This is a genomic window from Vibrio marinisediminis, from assembly GCF_014050145.1.
Classification (GTDB): Bacteria; Pseudomonadota; Gammaproteobacteria; order Enterobacterales; family Vibrionaceae; genus Vibrio; species Vibrio marinisediminis.
This window is the reverse complement of record NZ_JACFYF010000002.1, coordinates 1-19519: the sequence shown is the minus strand read 5'-3', so window position 1 is coordinate 19519 and position 19519 is coordinate 1. Positions and strand designations below refer to the sequence as shown.

Annotated in this window: 15 protein-coding genes and 1 pseudogene; 9 read left to right on the top strand and 7 right to left on the bottom strand. The window is 44.6% G+C overall.

The genetic code is table 11. The annotated features are described in order from the left end of the window. Positions 1-35 precede the first annotated feature (35 nt). The 4 genes from H2O73_RS04365 to radD form a co-directional block, all read right to left on the bottom strand. On the bottom strand, positions 36-1376 hold the full coding sequence (locus H2O73_RS04365; protein ID WP_182107001.1) for an ATP-binding protein: 1341 nt from the start codon (positions 1374-1376) through the stop codon (positions 36-38). Then, positions 1366-2025, bottom strand: coding sequence for a response regulator transcription factor (locus H2O73_RS04360; protein WP_182106999.1), 660 nt, complete (start codon positions 2023-2025; stop codon positions 1366-1368). The genes H2O73_RS04365 and H2O73_RS04360 overlap by 11 nt, the downstream gene beginning before the upstream one ends. 3 nt (positions 2026-2028) lie before the next feature. Continuing rightward, a complete protein-coding gene (locus tag H2O73_RS04355) occupies positions 2029-2430 on the bottom strand; it encodes a PepSY domain-containing protein (RefSeq protein WP_182107847.1) in 402 nt (133 codons plus the stop codon). A 190-nt stretch (positions 2431-2620) separates the two neighbouring features. Then, on the bottom strand, positions 2621-4366 hold the full coding sequence (radD, locus tag H2O73_RS04350; RefSeq protein ID WP_182106997.1) for a DNA repair helicase RadD: 1746 nt from the start codon (positions 4364-4366) through the stop codon (positions 2621-2623). Positions 4367-4439: 73 nt separating this feature from the next. Here radD and rsuA point away from each other — a divergent pair, with 73 nt between their 5' ends. The 3 genes from rsuA to H2O73_RS04335 all read left to right on the top strand — a co-directional run bounded on the left by rsuA (position 4440) and on the right by H2O73_RS04335 (position 7254). Then, a complete protein-coding gene (rsuA, locus tag H2O73_RS04345; RefSeq protein ID WP_182106995.1) occupies positions 4440-5168 on the top strand; it encodes a 16S rRNA pseudouridine(516) synthase RsuA in 729 nt (242 codons plus the stop codon). A 215-nt stretch (positions 5169-5383) separates the two neighbouring features. After that, the gene (locus H2O73_RS04340; protein WP_182106993.1) at positions 5384-6589 is read left to right on the top strand and encodes a Bcr/CflA family multidrug efflux MFS transporter; all 1206 of its coding nucleotides are present in this window, start codon (positions 5384-5386) and stop codon (positions 6587-6589) included. Further along, a complete protein-coding gene (locus tag H2O73_RS04335; RefSeq protein WP_182106991.1) occupies positions 6589-7254 on the top strand; it encodes a DUF2913 family protein in 666 nt (221 codons plus the stop codon). The genes H2O73_RS04340 and H2O73_RS04335 overlap by 1 nt, the downstream gene beginning before the upstream one ends. A gap of 47 nt (positions 7255-7301) precedes the next feature. Here H2O73_RS04335 and H2O73_RS04330 read toward each other — a convergent pair whose 3' ends face one another. Then, complete coding sequence (locus H2O73_RS04330; RefSeq protein ID WP_182106989.1) at positions 7302-8735, bottom strand: DUF2867 domain-containing protein; 1434 nt, start codon at positions 8733-8735, stop codon at positions 7302-7304. 99 nt (positions 8736-8834) lie between these two features. Between H2O73_RS04330 and H2O73_RS04325 the strand changes: the two genes are divergently transcribed. The 5 genes from H2O73_RS04325 (at position 8835) to nhaA (ending at position 16004) form a co-directional block, all read left to right on the top strand. Beyond that, entirely contained in the window at positions 8835-10208 is a 1374-nt protein-coding gene (locus tag H2O73_RS04325) for an MATE family efflux transporter (RefSeq protein ID WP_182106987.1), read from the top strand. Positions 10209-10328: 120 nt separating this feature from the next. Beyond that, complete coding sequence (locus tag H2O73_RS04320; RefSeq protein ID WP_182106985.1) at positions 10329-11000, top strand: ABC transporter ATP-binding protein; 672 nt, start codon at positions 10329-10331, stop codon at positions 10998-11000. Then, positions 10981-13434 carry an ABC transporter permease gene (locus H2O73_RS04315; RefSeq protein WP_182106983.1) on the top strand — a complete coding sequence of 818 codons (2454 nt, stop codon included), beginning with the start codon at positions 10981-10983 and terminating at the stop codon, positions 13432-13434. The genes H2O73_RS04320 and H2O73_RS04315 overlap by 20 nt, the downstream gene beginning before the upstream one ends. Continuing rightward, positions 13435-14559 (top strand): lipocalin-like domain-containing protein, encoded by a 1125-nt coding sequence (locus tag H2O73_RS04310; protein ID WP_182106981.1) that lies wholly within the window; start codon positions 13435-13437, stop codon positions 14557-14559. Positions 14560-14861: 302 nt separating this feature from the next. Continuing rightward, positions 14862-16004, top strand: coding sequence for a Na+/H+ antiporter NhaA (gene nhaA / locus H2O73_RS04305; protein ID WP_182106979.1), 1143 nt, complete (start codon positions 14862-14864; stop codon positions 16002-16004). 65 nt (positions 16005-16069) lie between these two features. Here the strand turns inward: nhaA and H2O73_RS04300 are convergent, their stop codons facing one another. Together H2O73_RS04300 and H2O73_RS04295 are read right to left on the bottom strand one after the other, a co-directional pair. Next, positions 16070-16690 carry an OmpA family protein gene (locus tag H2O73_RS04300; RefSeq protein ID WP_182106977.1) on the bottom strand — a complete coding sequence of 207 codons (621 nt, stop codon included), beginning with the start codon at positions 16688-16690 and terminating at the stop codon, positions 16070-16072. Positions 16691-16692: 2 nt separating this feature from the next. Then, positions 16693-18006 carry a TolC family outer membrane protein gene (locus H2O73_RS04295; protein WP_182106975.1) on the bottom strand — a complete coding sequence of 438 codons (1314 nt, stop codon included), beginning with the start codon at positions 18004-18006 and terminating at the stop codon, positions 16693-16695. A gap of 272 nt (positions 18007-18278) precedes the next feature. Here H2O73_RS04295 and H2O73_RS04290 point away from each other — a divergent pair. Continuing rightward, positions 18279-19519 (top strand): annotated as a pseudogene (locus H2O73_RS04290) (cadherin repeat domain-containing protein); the annotation flags it as partial.

Here is a 19519-nt window from a genome sequence, read left to right as displayed (position 1 = left end):
CTCAACCGAGAGGGTGAGCCTTTTGCATTTTTAGATTAGTGGCTGGTTTTTAACGTCAGTATCGCTTTCAATCCACCCATACTACTGCGGCTTAAAGCGACGGAACCTCGATAACTGTGCGCCATTTCACTGACGATATTGAGCCCAAGCCCCGTTCCCGGAGTGGTTTCATCCAATCGGACGCCTCGTTTTACCACGTGCTCCAATTGCTGTTCAGGAATGCCGGGACCGTCGTCTTCAATAATGATACTGATGGTATTGCTGTCGACTGTTTCGCTGTATACACGAATAATGCTATTTGCCCACTTGTAGCCATTTTCTAACAGATTGCCAACCATTTCATCCAAATCACTTTGCTCGACAGAGACTTCAAGCTCTGACTCAATTTCATTGATGAGCGTAACTTCGCGTTCAGCATACACTTTGTCGAATGCCATTGAGATGGCATCAATACGCTCCGCTGGTGATGATTTCACCGAAAGGATATTCATCGTTCCCGCCATTCGAGCGCGACCTAGGTGGTAGTCAATCTGACTCTGAATTTGATTTACCGGTTCGAGTAATTGTTTTTGGTTACTTTCAGGTAAGTATTGAATTTCATTCTTTAACACAGATAGCGGAGTCTTTAGTGCGTGGGACAAATTTCCAGCATGATGACGCGCCCGTTCCAATAGCTCTTGATAGTGAAAGAGCAACGCATTTAAGTCATAAACTACCGGAGCGATATCTCGCGGATAGTCATCTCCGAGCGATGTTCTATCTCCTTGGCGCAATTGGCTTAGCTCGTTATGCATTTTGGTGAGAGGACTTAAAGACCAAGCGATCTGCATGAATATAACGGCTAACACACCTATATAGAGTAGGGCTAAAATGACCCATAGTTCACCCATGAGATCACTTACGGTATCTTCGATCGGTTGTTCATCAATACCAATTAAAATGGTGATGGGTTTGTTGTATTCAGGGAAGTAAACCGAGGATTTTATATAAATAAGCGGCTCATTCTTTGCGCCAAAAGCATCGGAGTTTTTCTTATCAAACTCAATGGTTCGGTCCCACAACGAACGAGACCGGATTTGGTTGTCTGGAGTCGATGCTGACCAATAGAGTCCGCTATATGGCTGCGAAAATCGAGGATCAGAGAGTTGAGTTGATAGTGTTAACTTTCCCTCCTTGTTGACTTCAAGATTGCCGGTAATTTCATCCATATAGATGGAAAGCTGCGACTTAGTGTCGGTGACCATGTATTTGTATACTTGGCTAGGCACGGTAACGCCAGCCGCAATGATCATTGCGGTTAGCCAAACCACCGCCGCCAAGACAAGGCGGCTTTTTAAGCTGAGTTGTTTGAACAGTGACAGCTTTTTACTCGGCATTCAGTTGATACCCTAAACCACGTACGGTTTTAATCACATTTGGTGCGATTTTCTTACGAATTCGTCCGATAAACACTTCAATCGTATTCGAATCACGGTCAAAGTCTTGCTTGTAAATGTGCTCGACCAGTTCAGTGCGTGAGATAACTTTGTCTGCATTGTGCATGAAATACGACACGACTTTGTATTCTAATGCAGTCAAACTTACCGCTTCACCTTGCCACATCACTTTTGAGGTGCGGGTATCTAGGCTCAAGTTACCAACTTGCATGATAGGTGATGCGTTACCGGATGCGCGGCGCAATTGAGCGCGAATACGTGCGGTTAACTCAACCATTTCGAATGGTTTTGTTAGGTAATCATCTGCCCCTGCGTTCAAGCCTTCTACACGTTGGGTTAGGGTGTCGCGAGCACTTAGAATAACGACAGGGGTATTAATGTTTTCATCGCGAATTCCTTTCAATACGGTTAAACCGTCAATTTTTGGTAAGCCGAGATCAAGTACAATCACATCCCATTCTTCAGAGGTGGCGCGATAAAGGGCATCGATTCCGTCTTGCGAAAGTTCAGGCACCCAGCCAGTCTGCTCTAATGTTTCGATTATTTGCTCGCCTAGGCGAGGATCATCTTCCACTACAAGTATTTTCATATTCTATTCTTCTGTATTTTTTAGTGCTTTCTTGATGTTTCTGCCGCGAATTTCGATCATTTCTAAGGTTTGAGCGTTGTATTCAACTTTGATGATGTTGTTGTGATAGTTAATTTTTAACTCATAAACCCAAATGTCATCATCTTCTTCAAGTTCAACTTTAATAATTCTACCGTGCAGGTCACGCTCTACGGCGGCGTACATTTCTGAAAAAGGGCGTATATAGCCTTTTTGAACCGCTTCATAGACTTCGTCTTGATCTTCTTCAAATTCAATCTTTGTACCGGGTTTTTCTACATCACGGACTAAATCATGACCATTGTCATGTTGGTATGCGTAACTTGGAAAGGCGAGAATGGTGCATCCCGCTAACGTTACAATGCTGAGGATCAGTTTTTTTAACATCGAGTTACCTTTACTCATACAGTCTATGCCCTTGATGCTCACCTTGGTTTTGTTGGCGAGATTCAATGATGGTCATTCTTTTTAGCTCGGTATGGCTTGTTATTGTTGTTATATACCGCTTTGTCTTAACCCGATTTATTATCGGCACTATTGAGTATATGTATTTCAACATGAACGCAAAGTGAATTAGCTAAACTTTGAGTTTAAGTTCATCTTCAAAAATGCGATCGCGCATTTTCCAAAAACGACCAACTTTTCTTGCTATTACAAATTGTGGCGGGCGGAATCGATGTTGATTCGCCACCACTTTAGTTGGAGAGGTAGCTTCAAAAGGTCGATGCTTATCGGCCAAGTGAGGGCGTACAAATTGGGCAAGAAAACGTTGTTTTTGCTTTGTGGTGGTTAATGACCAAAACTCATGTACGGCGGCTTGATTCTCCCCCCGATAAGTGACTTTGAGTTGGTTTTTACCTTTTTCATCTTTAAAGGTGCTCAGTTCCATTTCTAAACATTCAAAAACGAGTGCATCTTTTAAATTTAGTGCTTCTTTAAGTTTTTTGTCAGGGTCCACTAAAGTGGCGTCACATTCATGGCAAATGCGCGCTGCAATGTCATTGTCAGCGCCACATTCCCCGCAATATTTGGCTCGAAAGCGGTAGCCGCAGTGTTCACGTTCGCCGGTTTCGTCATCTTCGAAGTACCCTTGGCAACGGCGCCCAAAATGTTCGATTAAGAAGCCATTTGCGTCTAGCTTTCCCCAGAAGTTGTTGTTGAACCCACAAGCAGGACAGGGAATTGTGATGATTTCGCTGTCCGAGTCCGGTTTTGGGTTACCGACTTCGGGTTGGTATAGGTCGTAGCTGTTCCCGGCATAATCAAGCACTAAACATTCGCTTTTCCCCGGAGATAGCCGAAGCCCGCGACCAACGATTTGTTGATATAAGCTCACCGATTCGGTTGGTCGTAAAATGGCAATCAGATCAACGTGCGGGGCATCAAAGCCGGTAGTTAAAACGGAGACGTTGACCAAGTACTTAATCTGTTGCTGCTTAAACTTCTCAATAATGGTATCGCGTTCTGGCGTCGGTGTATCACCAATGACAATTGCTGCTTGTCCTTCTGGCAGTAAACCAAATATTTCTTGCGCATGGCGTACGGTAGCGGCAAAGATCATAATGCCTAATTTGTTTCGCGCCATTTGAATGATCTGTTCAACGATTTGCGGGGTTGCCCGTTTCGCTTGGTCGATGACCATATCCATTTCGGCTTCTTTATAACGCCCTGTGCTGGCGGGTTTCAGTTGTGAGAAGTCATAACTTAATACAGGGGCATCCATCATTTTCGCTGGGGTTAAAAATCCCTCATCAAGTAAGTAGCGAATTGGCAATTCAAATATACAATCTCGGAAGAAGCGAGGTTCTTCAGCACGGACTTGCCCACGGGTGTGATATTGATATATCCACCCAATACCTAGCCGATACGGCGTAGCGGTTAATCCCAGAACTTTGATACCGGGATTAAGCTCTCTCAGGTGTGAGATGACTTTTTGATAGCTTGAGTCCTTGTCTTCTGGAACGCGGTGACATTCATCAATCACCAATAAAGAGAACTGGTCTTTGAATGCTTCAAGGTTTCGCACCACAGATTGAACGGAGGCAAAAACGACTTGCTGATTGGTTTCTTTGCGCCCAAGACCCGCTGAGAAAACCGCGCCAGTCAAACCATAGCCTTCATATTTTGCATGGTTTTGTTCAACCAACTCTTTCACGTGGGCAAGCACTAAAACACGACCTTTTGCTAGGCGAGCAAGGTCTGCAATCACCAAGCTTTTTCCGGCTCCTGTTGGCAGTACGATAACCGCAGGTGTGGTGTGTTTACGAAAGTAATGGATGACCGCTTTGACGGAATCAGCTTGATAGGGGCGCAGGGTATACATAAATTCTGTGAAATAGCTCAACTATTTGTTTTAGGCGCACTATAATAGCGCAGCTAACAGAGATGAGGTATCTATGGCTCAAAATAAAGTGCAGCAAGAAAAAGCACGTTTAGACAAATTTTTGTGTGACGCATTAGGCGTTACGCGCAGAGAAGCAACGATACTTATTAAGCGTGCTGAAGTAACGGTTGATGGCGCTATTTGTAAAGTGGCTTCCGTTAAAGTCACCAGTGAGAGCGTGGTTGAGTGGCAAGATCGCAAGCTAGAAATGCGCGGTCCACGCTACATTATGTTATTCAAGCCAGATGGTTTTGTTTGTTCACATGAAGATGGTTTTAACCAAACCGCTCTTGCTTTAATTGATGAAGTTAAAAAGGAAGATCTGCATTTTGCTGGTCGTCTGGATGTGGATACCACAGGTTTGGTGTTGATTACAGATGATGGCAAATGGTCACACCGCATTACTTCGCCAAAGCATAAGTGTGAAAAGACGTACCGTGTATTGTTAGCGGATGCGATTGGTGATGATTACGCAGAGAAACTGGCTCAAGGTATTGAGTTACGCAACGAAAGAGAACTTACTGCGCCAGCGAAACTAGAAGTTGTTGATGCTTCAAACAATGAAGTATTACTTACGATCACTGAAGGTAAATACCATCAAGTGAAGCGTATGTTTGCCGCCCTTGGAAATAAGGTTGACGAACTGCATCGTGAGCGTATTGGTAACATTGTACTTGATGACACTCTTGAGCCAGGTGAATGCCGCTATTTAACTCAAGAAGAAATTGATTCAGTGTGGTAATTGGACTTGACGCATCGCGATCGTTGTTTGCATTCGGCGCTTCCTAGTAAGAAAGAATAGTTCAAATAGGAAATTATTTACTTCCTACGGGGAACTAGTGTTTTTTGTGATTTTCGTCGAGGATAGACCTAATACCTATCGGATAGGTTTTGTCTCAAATTTGCTTGGTTGCAGCAAGGAGTGCTGCGACACAATTGCAACAATCTAGGAGACGTATGTCTAATACTGCAACACAGCAAGCCGACGCCCCACAAATCAGTTTTCTGCTATTCCTTGTCTTGGGTGCGATAGGTGCGCTAACACCTTTAGCTATTGATATGTATCTACCAGCCATGCCAACTATTGCCAGAGATTTGGGAGTAGGGGCAGGCGAGGTACAGATTACCTTAACGGCGTACACGGCGGGTTTTGCGCTTGGCCAATTGATTCATGGACCATTAGCGGACAGTTTTGGTCGTCGCCCAGTGTTGCTACTTGGCGTACTGTTTTTTGCTCTAGCTTCGGTTGTTAGTGCAACAACCAATGGTATTGATGCGCTGACATGGGTGCGTACTGCGCAAGGTTTTGCTGGAGCCGCAGCCGCTGTGGTTATACAAGCCGTTGTGCGCGACATGTTTGACCGAGAAGATTTTGCCCGAGCAATGTCATTTGTGACCTTAGTGATCACCGTTGCGCCACTTATCGCACCGATGATTGGCGGGTATCTTGCGATTTGGTTTGGCTGGCGTTCAATTTTCTGGGTATTGGCGATCTTTGCTATCATCGTCATCTTACTCGTGTTTTGGAAAATCCCAGAGACACTGTCAGTTGATAAACGGCAACCGCTGCGCCTTGCGACTACATTGAGAAATTATGTTCGCCTGTGCCGCAACCCAGTTGGTATGGGGTTGGTGTTTTCTGGCGCCTTCTCATTTGCTGGTATGTTCGCTTTTTTAACCGCTGGCTCATTCGTTTACATTGATATATATGGTGTGAGACCTGACCATTTTGGCTATTTGTTTGGCTTGAATATTATCGCAATGATCGTGATGACAAGTATCAATGGTCGCTTGGTGAGAAAAGTAGGCTCACACGCAATGTTACGCTTTGGCTTGTGGGTGCAATTGGCAGCGGGTGTGGGTCTTTTCATTGCGTGGGCATTCGACTTTGGCTTGTGGGGCATTGTATTTTTTGTGGTGATGTACATTGGCACATTATCCACCATCGGTAGCAACGCGATGGCATTATTGTTAAGTGGTTATCCAACCATGGCTGGTACCGCATCGTCATTAGCGGGTACGCTACGTTTTGGTATGGGTTCGATCATCGGTGCAATCGTTGCGGCATTGCCAAATGGTGTTGCTTGGCCGATGATTTTAGTTATGTCGGCATGCTCGGTTTTGTCTGCCGCGTTTTATTGGTTATACGGAAGAAAGGCTTAATGGCTGAATATACAGTTGAAATTCAAAAGTTGGTAAATGCGGCGTTGGAAGAGATCCATGCGGAGCATCAGGCAAAAAAATTGGTCAACGCGCCAGTTTCAAATAATAACTTCCTGATTCGATGGGTAACCAAGGCATTGAAATCCCAACGGTTTGATCGCTGCGTAGTCGCGGATTTAACACGCTGGCAAAAAGAGGGGCGTACCAAAGGGAATGCCTCAAATCTTATGTCTACCTTCGAACGTATTTCAGCATTTTATGCCGAGTTTTTCCCGGCGAATGAAGAACCAAAAGAGATTAAAGATAGCCAAATCAATGAGTTTCTTGATTTCATGGAACAGAATGATTGGGAAGTATCGACTTCTGAACCTTTAGTAGGTGTAGGAAAAGTGCAAATCTTTATTGAAGGACAAAACTCATTTGCTTTGTGTACAGAGCAGTGTGATAGCTGTTTTGACGGCGAACTGATGGTCAAACCAATGCGCTGGTTTGTTCGTGGTAATCATGCACAATTTATTGAAATGGCAGCAAATGCTGGTTTTATGCTGCATAAGGTGACGGATTACAAATCGAACGTGAAATATCATGGCGAATATATTCTGTACCCTAACAATTTAGGTATGCAATTAGCGGAAATACCAAAGAGTTTTGTTGTAAATAAATAATTCGACCAAGCCATTTTGCGTGATTTGAGTCTATTTAAAGAGCTTCCTTAGGGAAGCTCTTTTGCTTTTCGCACAATCGCTTTAACCATTCCTTTAAATATAAAAAGATGAGCCGGCATCATTGCAAACCAGTAGAGTAAACCGCGGAAACCTTGCGGATGCCACCAAGCGGTAATGTTAAGCTCCCGCTTATCGCCAAGGTCGTTAATAGTGAATTCTAAGCGGCCAAGACCAGGACCTTTCATTCCAAATAGAAGTGAAAGGAAATGATTTTTCTCACAGCGAATCACTTTCCATGAATCAATATGGTCGCCAATTTTAAGTTCAGGTCCTTCCGGTGAGCGGCGAATCGGTTTGTTACCACCAAAGAAAATGTCTAACCATTCACGAGTGCGCCAAAGCACGTTAGCAAAGAAGTAGGGATCATTTTGATTACCAATTGTTTTCACAACTTGCCACAATTGTTCCGCGCTTAAGTCACTTTGTATACTGGCGCCTGTTTGTTTGGGGTAATAACCATAGCCAGCTTGCCAGCGCTTCAACGCTGCGGGATCGAATCCCCAGACATTGCTTAAAACAAAAGTGCCTTCCTTTTCGATACTGGTGGTGACCATATCGGCAAAGCTGATGAGTGGCTGCGGGAAGCGTCGCTCTATCTCGGTCGAATCCGCAACAAAATCATGCTCGAGCCCAGCAAGTAGGGCTGCGCCAATAGTCGAAGGAACGGATGTCACCATACCAAGCCAATAAGAGGCCATCTTAGGGGTTAGCAGAGAGGTTGCGTATAAACGATAAGGCTGTTTGCTGGCATGGCAGATAAGCTTAAATTGGTCTCGATAGGAAAGCACATCGGGACCACCAGCCTCGTAAAGTTTGTTTTCGCCAGTGGGATGAAGAGCGAGTTGCAACAGGTAATGATTGAGATTGTCGAGAGCGATAGGGTTAGCTTTCGATTCAACCCATTTAGGGGTAATTAAAACGGGTAAGTTATAAACAAAATCTCGCATGATCTCGAAGGCAGCAGAGCCTGGGCCAATAATGACACCTGCTCTCAACTCTGTAATGGGAATACCGCTTTGGCGCAATATCTCTCCCGTCATCTTACGAGCTTGTAGATGTTCTGAGTTGCCAGTTTGTGGTTGTAGAGCGCTGAGGTAGATGACTTGCTCCACTTTGCTTTGCTGCAAAGCCGCTTTAAAGTTCTCAGCAAGTGATACTTCATACTCAACAAAATCATGCCCTTGCGCCATGCCATGCACCAGAAAATAGACAATATCAAACTGTGGAACCAGTGCTAAGGTGGCATCGCGATCGGCGAGATCAAGATAGGTTAACGTGAGATGAGAATGGGGAACTGTCCGCGCTTCTAAATAGTCGAGTTGCCGTGCGGTCGCGGTGACGTTGTAACCTTTATTGCATAGTTGCATTAGCAATTGCGAGCCAATATACCCAGAAGCACCAAGCACAAGTACATTCTTCATTATTCACCTAGTCTTATCTATGTGATTGTTTTTAATTGAGTATATAATGCACAACCCAGTTGGCAATATGACCATGTAAAATAATCGAGGTTGTTTTCGATGTTTCTTTCTCAGGTGCTCACCCATACTCGAGGCGATTTTGTTCGTCGCCTTATCGCGATTGCTTTGCCAATTACACTACAAAGTATCATGTTTTCCAGCCGAAGCCTGGTTGATGTACTGATGTTAGGTCAGTTGGGAGAAGCTGAAATTGCGGCGATTGGGGTAGCCGCCAGAGCGACATTCGTAACCACCATTATGCTGGTAGGCGTGACGACGGGCGGAGCAATGCTCACCGCGCAGTATTGGGGCGCTGCAGACAGACAAGGGGTGAGAGAAAGTACCGCATTAACGTGGTTTATTGCGACGATGTTTGCCCTGTTGAGTGTTTTGTTGTTTGTCTTTTTGCCTCGTGAAATCATGGGGTTAACGACAGATTCAGCGTTGGTTATCCAACTGGGCAGTGAATACCTCATTATAACTTCTGTGACGATGTTAGTCATAGCGTGTATCGCGAGTATGGCGGTTGGTTTGCGCGCGGTACATCAACCTGGGCTGAGTACGTTTTTTAGTGGTATTGGCATTCTGTCCAATGTATTTCTTAACTGGGTACTAATCTTTGGTCAGTTTGGTTTTCCTGCTATGGGGATCAAAGGTGCCGCTATCGCCACCGTGATCAGTGGCATAATTGAAGTCACCACGCTTTATGGTTACTTACACTTCAAAAAGCATTTGCTGGCTTTTTCTATCAGTGACATTCGCACCACACTTAAAATTGATAAAGTGAGCCGTTTTCTAAAACTGTCTATGCCGACAACGTTGAATTTTCTGGCTTGGGCAGGGGGGCTGTTTGTTTATCATGCCATCATGGGGCAATCTGGGGTTCAGGGGCTAGCGGCACTATCGGTGATGACGCCGGTAGAGTCGATATCATTGGCGATGCTGATTGGTATGGCAAATGCCTCAGCGGTACTTATCGGTAATCAAATAGGTGCTAAGAAATACGACGAAGCTTTCTATCAAGCGGTGGGTACGCTGTTTTTGAGCGTCTTGGTGGCTTTGGTTGTGGCAGTCGCGCTGTTTGTATCTCGCGATTTAGTGCTGGATTCGTTTAGTGCGCTCAGCGCAGAGACAAGAGCATTAACGGATAAGTTTATTGTGATACTGAGCCTTGGTGTCGTGCTACGCTGTATTCCGATGATGGCGATTGTTGGTGTATTGCGTGCTGGTGGCGATGTGAAGTTCTGTTTATATCAAGATATCGTGGCTCAGTGGTTAATTAGCATTCCTTTATGTGCCGTTGCAGCGATATATTGGGATTGGCCGCCAGAGTCAATTTATGTGCTGTTTTTGACCGAAGAATTAGTGAAATGGGGTGGGTCAATTTATCGGGTTAAAAGCAAGAAATGGCTGAAAAATCTGATTGAAAATTAAAGGATAGCGTTGTAAATGTGCAAACAAATTGTGCTGATGTGATCCGCAGTCCAAAGTGCTTCCTACTAGGCGCTAATTAGTGTAGATTCACACACTAAATTTTTTTACGGCGAGTGTTCGATGTTACAACTAACAGACCTATGTAAAGGCTATGTTGATGGCGGTGAATTTCACCCAGTTTTACAAGGTGCTGAGTTAGTACTAGAGCAAGGTAAACAAATCGCGTTAATGGGTGAGAGTGGCTCTGGTAAGAGTACGTTACTCAATTTGATTGCGGGTTTGGATACGGTTGATTCTGGTCATATCGAATTCCCTCACTTTATGATGCATACAGAAAGTGAAAGCAATCGTACAGCCTACCGCCGTAATAATATTGGCCTTATCTTCCAGCAATTTAATTTACTTCCGACGCTTAATATCGCAGACAACATTCGTTTTTGTCGCCAGCTTAAAGGGCTACCTGATGATCAGGGATTATGGCGTCAAATTTTGTCAGCGCTTGATCTTATGCCCCTGCTTGGTCGCTATCCGGAAGAAGTGTCTGGTGGTCAGCAGCAACGCGCGGCTATCGCTCGTGCGTTGTACATGGAGCCTAAATTACTATTGGCAGATGAGCCGACGGGTAGTTTGGATGAACGTAATGCCGAAGCGGTGATGCGTTTATTAACCTCTTTGACGCGCCAACTTGAATGTACCTTGTTGTTGGTGACGCACAGTGATCAAGTTGCTCAACATATGGAAGGTCGCGTGCGCCTACAAGGAGGGCAATTGCATGTTATGGCCCGTAGTTAAAGCATTACTTGGCCATTACAGACGTTACCCTTTTCAAATCCTTCTTGTCTGGCTTGGCTTAACTCTCGGTGTCTCTCTACTGGTTGGTGTGACAGCAATCAATGAACATGCTCGCGAAAGCTATCAGCATGGAGAGAAGCTGTTTTCTAATCCCGTACCTTACCGCATTCGCCCTAAACACGCTGTTAATCATATTCCGCAGGGCTATTATGTCCAGTTGCGACGCGATGGTTTTAATCAATGTGCGCCTTTCACCAGTATCAATATCAATACTGCAAAGAATCTTGATTTAACGTTGATTGGTATCGACCCCGTTGCAATGTTGCAGCTAGAAGATGATATCTCTCAATCGAAATTGAATTCACTTGTGTTAATGAAACCACCGTATCCGGTTTTGGTCAGCCAAGATCTTGCCAGCTTTATGCGGTGGCAAGATGGTGATTCAATTCGGTTGGCTGATGGGAGTGACCTTGGACCTATTCTTGTAGAGAGAGACAACCGACTGAATGGTACTCGTATTATTGCTGATATGGCTCTAGTACGCATGTTAGATAGCAAGCCTGGTATCACATCTATTGCCTGCGCCGAAATGTCGCAAGAAAAACTCGATAAGCTGAAAAAAAGTTTACCTCATGGACTGTCAATAGTTCGCAGTTCCCAAGCTGAACTTGAATCACTGACTCAAGCCTTCCATATGAACTTGAGCGCGATGGGGATGCTATCGTTTCTGGTTGGTTTATTCATTTTTTATCAAGCAATGTCACTGTCGTTAACGCAGCGTCAGCCTTTGGTTGGGATATTACGCCAAACGGGTGTGTCGGGTTGGCAACTCACTCAAGCTTTGTTGATGGAGTTAGTGGTACTGGTTTTTGTCAGTTGGCTATGTGGGAACGTGTTTGGCATGTTGCTTGCCAATCAATTAATCCCAAGTGTTTCAGCCAGTCTTGACGATTTATATAACGCCAATGTGGGCTTAGCGATTCATTGGAGCTTCAAGTCGAGTGCTTATAGCTTGGCAATGGCATTAATCGGGGCTTTTGCTTCGTGTACATGGCCGTTAGTCCGTCTACTTCGTTCTCAGCCAATACGTTTGACGACACGTCTATCATTATTGCGTTTCACTGGTACTGAATTTGCCGTTCAAGCCTTGCTGGCCTGTGCGCTGGCTGTTGCTGCGGTCGCCATTTATCAAGCGCCTCAATCTCAAGAGTCTGGTTTTGCGATTATTGCTTTGATGCTATTAAGTGTGGCTCTGTTTACGCCATTTTTGCTTTGGCGTCTATTTACCAGTTTTAGTTACTCAATGCGTTGGGTGAAAGTGCGCTGGTTCTTCTCTGATGCTGCAGCAAGTATGAGTTACCGAGGGGTCGCAACTATGGCGTTTATGCTGGCGATGGCAGCGAACATTGGTATCGAGACTATGGTGGGTAGCTTCCGTGATACTACCGACAAGTGGCTCAGCCAACGTCTTGCAGCCGATTTGTATATTCATCCAAACAGCAGTTCAGCAGCGCGCTTGAGTTCTTGGTTAACCAAACAGCCTGAAGTGAAATCGGTTTGGTGGCGATGGGAAAAAGAAACCTCAACACCAGAAGGTTCATTACAAGTGGTGAGTACTGGTGCCTCGGAAGGGGAGTTAGAAGCCTTAACGGTGAAACTGGGCGTACCGAATTACTGGTATCATCTTCACCACTCAAAAGGGGTGATGGTGAGTGAGTCCATGGCTCTCAAATTGGGTATCCGCCCCGGTGACCATATAGACTTGCATGGTAAAGCAGGGCAAGGCTGGCAAGTGGTTGGCGTCTATTACGATTATGGCAACCCATACAATCAAGTATTGATGTCACATCGGAATTGGCTTTATACCTATGCAGGAAGCGGCAGTGTCGCGTTAGGGGCGGTGCTACAAGATGGAGTCAATCCTGACGGTTTGAAGCGAAGGATGGAATCCGTGTTTAGATTGAGCTCCGAGCGCATTTTTGACAATGGCAGTATCCATAAACAGGCGATGTCTGTGTTTGACCGAACCTTCTCTATCGCGGATACGTTGGGCAGCATTACTCTAGTGATTGCCGTATTTGGGATCTTTTTCTCTACGGTGGCGGGTGAAGTCGCACGTCAAAAACATATATCGTTACTGCGCTGTTTAGGCATGTCCGGCAAAGAGCTCATATTAATGGGTAGTTTGCAGTTATTTGTTTTTGGTGCCATTGCGATCATTGTTGCTATGCCGTTAGGCTTGGCTCTTGCACATTTGGTGGTTGATATCGTGATCAAACAGTCTTTTGGTTGGACGTTGGAGCTGCAATTTATTCCACAGGCTTATATCAATACGATTTTGCTAGCTATCGTGTCACTAGTGGTTGCGGGTGCGATGCCAGTACTTCGCTTAGTGAGAAATACGCCAATGAAATCGCTTAGGGATGCGTTGTAAATGAAGCGAGTGATCATAGCTAAATTATTAACAGTAGCCTCACTTGTTGTTGTGCTGATTGCCGCAGCAATTTTGTATAAGAATTACACGCAGCGTGAAGCGACAGTTAACCATCATCATGGACAGAAAATCGATTTATTGCGCAATGCGAATACGGAGCAGTTTGAGAGTGTCACCTCGGAGACTTCCGTCGTCATTCCTCAAGACTTTTCGCTCCATAAGCAGTACCAACACGGTTGGTGGCATTTTTTTGCTAACGTAAAAGACAAGCAAGGTAAACATTATGGCATCCAATGGAGTTACTTCCGTATCTCAAATGATGACCAAGATCGTTTAGGTTGGCAAAATTCTCAGCTCTACGTTTCTCATATTGTGGTTTCTAGTGACACTCGAGTGTGGAAGGAACAACGTCTAGCTCGTGGTGGCATTGGTCAAGCGGGTATTGAAAATTCGCCTTTTAAAGTCTGGATTGATAACTGGTCGTGGAATTCTTTAGGGCAAACGCCATTTCCGGGGGAGTTATTAGTTGCTACGGATAAGATACAACTAAATTTAAGCAGTGTTGCCTCTGGTCCATTCGTATTGCCAGGAGAAAAAGGTTACGTTGCAAGAAACGAAAATACGGCGTTGGCTTCTCATCACTTAACCGCTCCTTTTATTGATGTATCTGGGGAGTTGTCTATTGATGGTGGTGATTCTTTGACCATTGATGGCAAAGCATGGATGAGCAAAGAGTGGGGAAGTGGTTTACAAACGAGTGGGCAAAAAGGTTGGGATTGGTTTGTGTTCCATTTGGACCATGAAACGACGCTCTCTATCCACCGTTATCGATACCAAGATGCTCATAAACATATCGTAGCGACACTCTCTACAAGCTCGGGTCATGTGATTTCATTAGAGGAAGATGAGATTTCAGTTATTCCATTGCAGTCAACACTATTACCGGGTCAAAAATCAGTACCACTGAGCTGGGTGATCAACATTCCCAAGTACGAGATCAGCCTTACAACACAAGTTTTGAATGCAAACATGTGGTTGCCATTTATACTTCCTTATTGGGAAGGTCCTATTTCAACCACGGGCAGCCATACTGGTTTTGGCTTTATGCAGTTGGTTGGTTACTAAGACAACAGTAAAAATCTCAAAATATGAGAAATTCACAATGTTTATCAATTGTGAATATTTGCTATGTTTTCTATTCTGTGCGCGGATTAAATAATTAAAAACCGTATAAAACCAGGGAGTTGTAGCACGTCAGCGGCAATAAATAAAATAGAATGCTAAGGAATATGCGTTCAATTTGGTCGTTTACTTCGGAATTACCGAGGTTTAACCTCCAAACAAGCGATTTTTCTAACTAGGAGGATAGCGATACACTCTCGTTATTCTTTGTTAATCGTTAACATAATAAATATAAGGACGATCACATGAGTGATATCATTCGCGACTTCTTCAAGCTGGAATCAGCAGGAGGCGTGTTGTTGGTCATTGCAGCTGCTATTGCAATGACTATTGCCAATTCCCCATTAAATGAATTCTACCAAGAATTTCTACATACCTATGTATTCGGTATGTCGATCTCGCATTGGATTAATGACGGTTTGATGGCAGTATTCTTCTTACTGATCGGTTTAGAAGTTAAACGTGAACTTCTGGAAGGTGCACTTAAATCAAGAGAGACTGCAATATTCCCTGCAATTGCAGCGGTTGGCGGTATGCTAGCGCCAGCACTGGTTTATTTAGCATTTAACTTTAATGATCCTGCTGCGATTCAAGGTTGGGCTATCCCAGCGGCAACTGATATTGCGTTTGCATTAGGCATTATGGCGCTGCTAGGTAGCCGAGTGCCAATTAGCTTGAAAGTATTCCTACTGGCTCTAGCGATCATTGATGACTTAGGCGTTGTTGTGATTATCGCACTGTTCTATTCTGGCGATCTTTCGACGACAGCATTGGCTATTGGCTTTGCGATGACAGCTGCGCTATTCCTACTTAACTCTCGTAAGGTGACCAAGTTACTGCCTTATATGATCGTTGGTGCGATTCTGTGGGTAGCGGTTCTGAAGTCTGGTGTGCATGCGACACTAGCAGGCGTTGTGATTGGTTTTGCGATTCCATTGAAAGGCAAAAAAGGCGAGAAGTCTCCTTTGAAGCATATGGAACACGCACTGCACCCTTACGTAGCCTTTGGTATTCTACCTCTGTTTGCATTTGCAAATGCTGGTATTTCATTGCAAGGCGTATCAATGGATGGCTTAACCTCAATGCTGCCACTAGGTATTGCGATGGGTCTTCTGGTTGGTAAACCATTGGGTATTTTCAGCTTCAGTTGGTTGGCGGTAAAAGCGGGGATTGCGAAATTGCCAGAAGGCATTTCAATGAAGCATATCTTTGCGGTGTCTGTACTGTGTGGTATCGGCTTTACGATGTCGATCTTTATCTCATCATTGGCATTTGGACCAACCAATGCAGAGTTTGATACTTATGCACGCCTAGGGATCTTAATGGGTTCGACGACAGCAGCAATTTTGGGTTATTTCTTACTGCATATTTCTTTACCTAAGAAGTAACACGCCAAAACTCAAAATTAAAAAACGCCTTAGCAATTGCTGAGGCGTTTTTTTTTGCTTCCTTGTTACTTTTCAATCACGCTGAAAATTGACCATTCTTTTGCGACCTCTTCATCAAAACCAACAACGGTTGCCGTCACCTTGCGATTTTTTGCATGAGAGAGTTCGTCATCACCATCAGATTCAAGATTGCTTTCACCATAACCAACAATGGTCACTCTAGAAGGGGATAACCCGTTGCTGACCAGCTCCTGCTCTACAGCAATGGCTCGTTTCTTCGATAGAGCGAGATTGTATTCAGGCGCACCCACTTTACTGGCATACCCTTGTACCTCAATTGATGTTTCTGGAAAGCGTTTGAGGAAATCAGACATATTGCGAATCTGATTCTCAAATAACGGTTCGATTCTAGATGAGTCATTGGCAAATAAGATTCGCAATTGCAGTTCGTCTTCGGTTTCGATGACAAAGCCACAACCATCGTTGTCAATCAATGAACCTTCAGCTGTGCCAACGCAAAGATCTCGGGCGTTAACCACGCCATCGCGATCGTCGTCAACTAAGTCAGCAATTTGTGTTGATTCTGGTGTTACCATGTATTCGTATTCGTCACTTTCACCTTCCGCTACTGAATAATTAGCAACAAAAATACCGAGTAAAAGTGGGAGTAGGGTGTGCTTTTTCATAATTAGTACTCCACCTGTCTAGTCCACTCTGAAGGAATCTCTACCAATAATGCATCCAATAAATTCCCTGTCGCATTCATCACGCGATACTTGGCATATTGCTCTGAGTAGTGCGCATCAAGGTAATCTTTGCGTGCTTGGAAGAGTTCATTTTCGGTGTTGAGTAGGTCCAACAAGGTACGCTTGCCGATGCGATATTGTTTTTTATAGGCAATCACAGTTTCTGAGGCTGAGTCTACATGGTCAGCAAGAAAGTTCTTTTGTTGCAAAGTGAGGTCAAGCGCACTCCAAGACAGGCGAAGGCTCTCTTCTACTTGGCGATAGGTGTTGTCACGAAGATCTTTTGATTTATTGAGCTGGTAGGCCGCTCGCTCTGACAAATCGCTATCGCTGCCACCATTGTATAGGTTGTATCTAAGTCTAAGCATTGCCAGTGTTTCCTCACTGCGCCCTTCATCACCACCGGCATCATCGCGCCACGATTGGCTAGCTTCTATCGAAATGGTTGGGTAGTAGTTCCCTTTAGATTGCTTATATTGATATCGGGCGGCGTCGACATCCACTTTCGCTACCTTGATGACCGGATGGTTTATATAAGCTTCATCAATCGCTTCAGTCAATGACAATGGTAGCTTTGATTCATCGGCTCGTGGGTAGATCAGCCCTAAAGGTTGCTGCCCAACTAAACGATGAAACTGGGTATGTGTATCGATTAAGTTGTTCTGTGCCGCCAGTAAATTACCATGTGCTTTAGCGATACGAGCTTCAACTTGGGTAACATCGGCGGTTGACCCAATACCAGAATCGGCTCTCTTCTTGATGTCACGATAAATCTCTTTGTGTACCGCTAAATTGCTTTCAGACAGCGCGAGTACTTCATTGGCTTTGACAGCATCCAAGTACACTTGGGTTACCTTCAATGCCATGTCGGAAGCATCAGAAAGAAGTTGTAACCTGATTGATTCCGCGTCAGCACCTGTTCGGCTAATGTCATTAATTGTGGCATTGCCGTCCCATAATAGCTGCGTCAGGCTTAAGGTTGCTTCCTTACGGGTAAGATCTGTGTCATCTCGTCCAGTTGAACTGGCAGGGTCAATGCCTTCATAACCAATACCTGCGTCCAAATCGATACTCGGTAAGTACGCACCACCCGCCGCATCGTGCTCTTTAACAGAACTTTGATACTCATTGTAAGCTTGTTTTATTTCGGGGTTGTTTTTTAAGGTAAGGGCGACAGCTTGCTCTAAGGTCTGAGCGTGTAGCTGACTGGCAGTGATAGGTAACAAGGCGACAAGTAGTGCAGTATTTATTTTCACGATACTCTCCCTATCTGAAGTACGTTGCAGCGCTTTAAAATTATTCGATCATGCATTTAGAATTTATTTATTATTTAAGAGATTAGTTTAGCTTGGTACAAAAGTAGAAATTTGCGAGTAAAAAATCTCTTGTTAATTAAGCGACTTGGCGTTTTTCGATGGTACTTTTATGTTATCAAGTGGTCGTGAGCCCCCTGAAACGCTAGCTTTAAAGGAAGCTGTGATAAACGTGGTATCAGTCCGATATCCATTGTTAGTGGGGGGATCGGCTTATGAATCTTGTATCTTTAGCGCCACTACTTTTAGCCGATGGTGTTGTTGTCATCAACGGTTTGGGGCAAGCGCGGTTGTTGCAGCCAGGTGAAAACGCGGCACCTGGAGAAGTGGTTATCTCACCAGGTAGCCAGACAGATTCTTTGCAAGTGGACGTCATTGATAACAATGGTCAACCGACTGCAATTAGTGCTGATACACAAGCGCAGAATATTGTTGAGCAATTAGAAGCGGGGCAAGACCCTACCACGTCAGAAGAATTAGCCCCGGAAGCGGGCGAAGATTTAGGCTCAAGCCCAACTGTCTTTGGTGCCATATCAAGAGATGGGAGCGAGACAATAGCGAGCACATTGTTTGAAACCGATGGCAGTGATTCTGTGGGGTTGTCAGAAACTCAAAGCTTATCGTTGCTGGATTTGCTTAATACACTGAATCAGATCACATCAGAGCCGCCTAATGATCCGCCTTTAGCCGATAATTTCACCTTTAATTATGCAGAAAATTCAGCTGATGAATATGTCATTGGTAAGGTAACCGCGATTGATCCTGAAGGTCTCCCTGTCTCGTATTCCATTGAATACGGCGAAAATGATCCGTTAGACGGGTTGTTTGAAATCAATGATGAGGGAGAGATCAGTTTAACTCCTGAGGGTGTCGAAGCATTCACCAATGATTTTGAGTCCGATCCGAATAGCCATCAAATTACCGTGGTTGCGTCAGATGGCGTCAATGATACGCCGATAGTTGTCACACTAAATGAAACCGACGTTAATGAACCGCCGGTCTTTGACCCACCGGAAGATGGCGATGAGTACATATTCTGCTATGACGAAAACTCGCCTGATGAATATGTGATAGGCAGTGTCAATGCTGTCGATCCGGAAGGTGGCGTAGTCAGTTATTCGATTCAATATGGAGCGAACGACCCACTTGATGGACTGTTTGAGATTGACGCCAACGGTAATATCTCATTGACGGAAGCGGGCGTAGAAGCCTTTACCAATGATTTTGAAACCTTAGGCAATCAGCATCAAATTACCGTGATTGCTTCTGATGGTGTCAACAACACACCCATTACAGTCAAATTACACGAGCAAGATCTTAATGAACCGCCAGTCTTTGACCCTCCGGAATATGGCGATGAGTACATATTCTGTTATGACGAAAACTCGCCGGATGAATATGTGATAGGCAGTGTCAATGCTGTCGATCCGGAAGGTGGCGTAGTCAGTTATTCGAT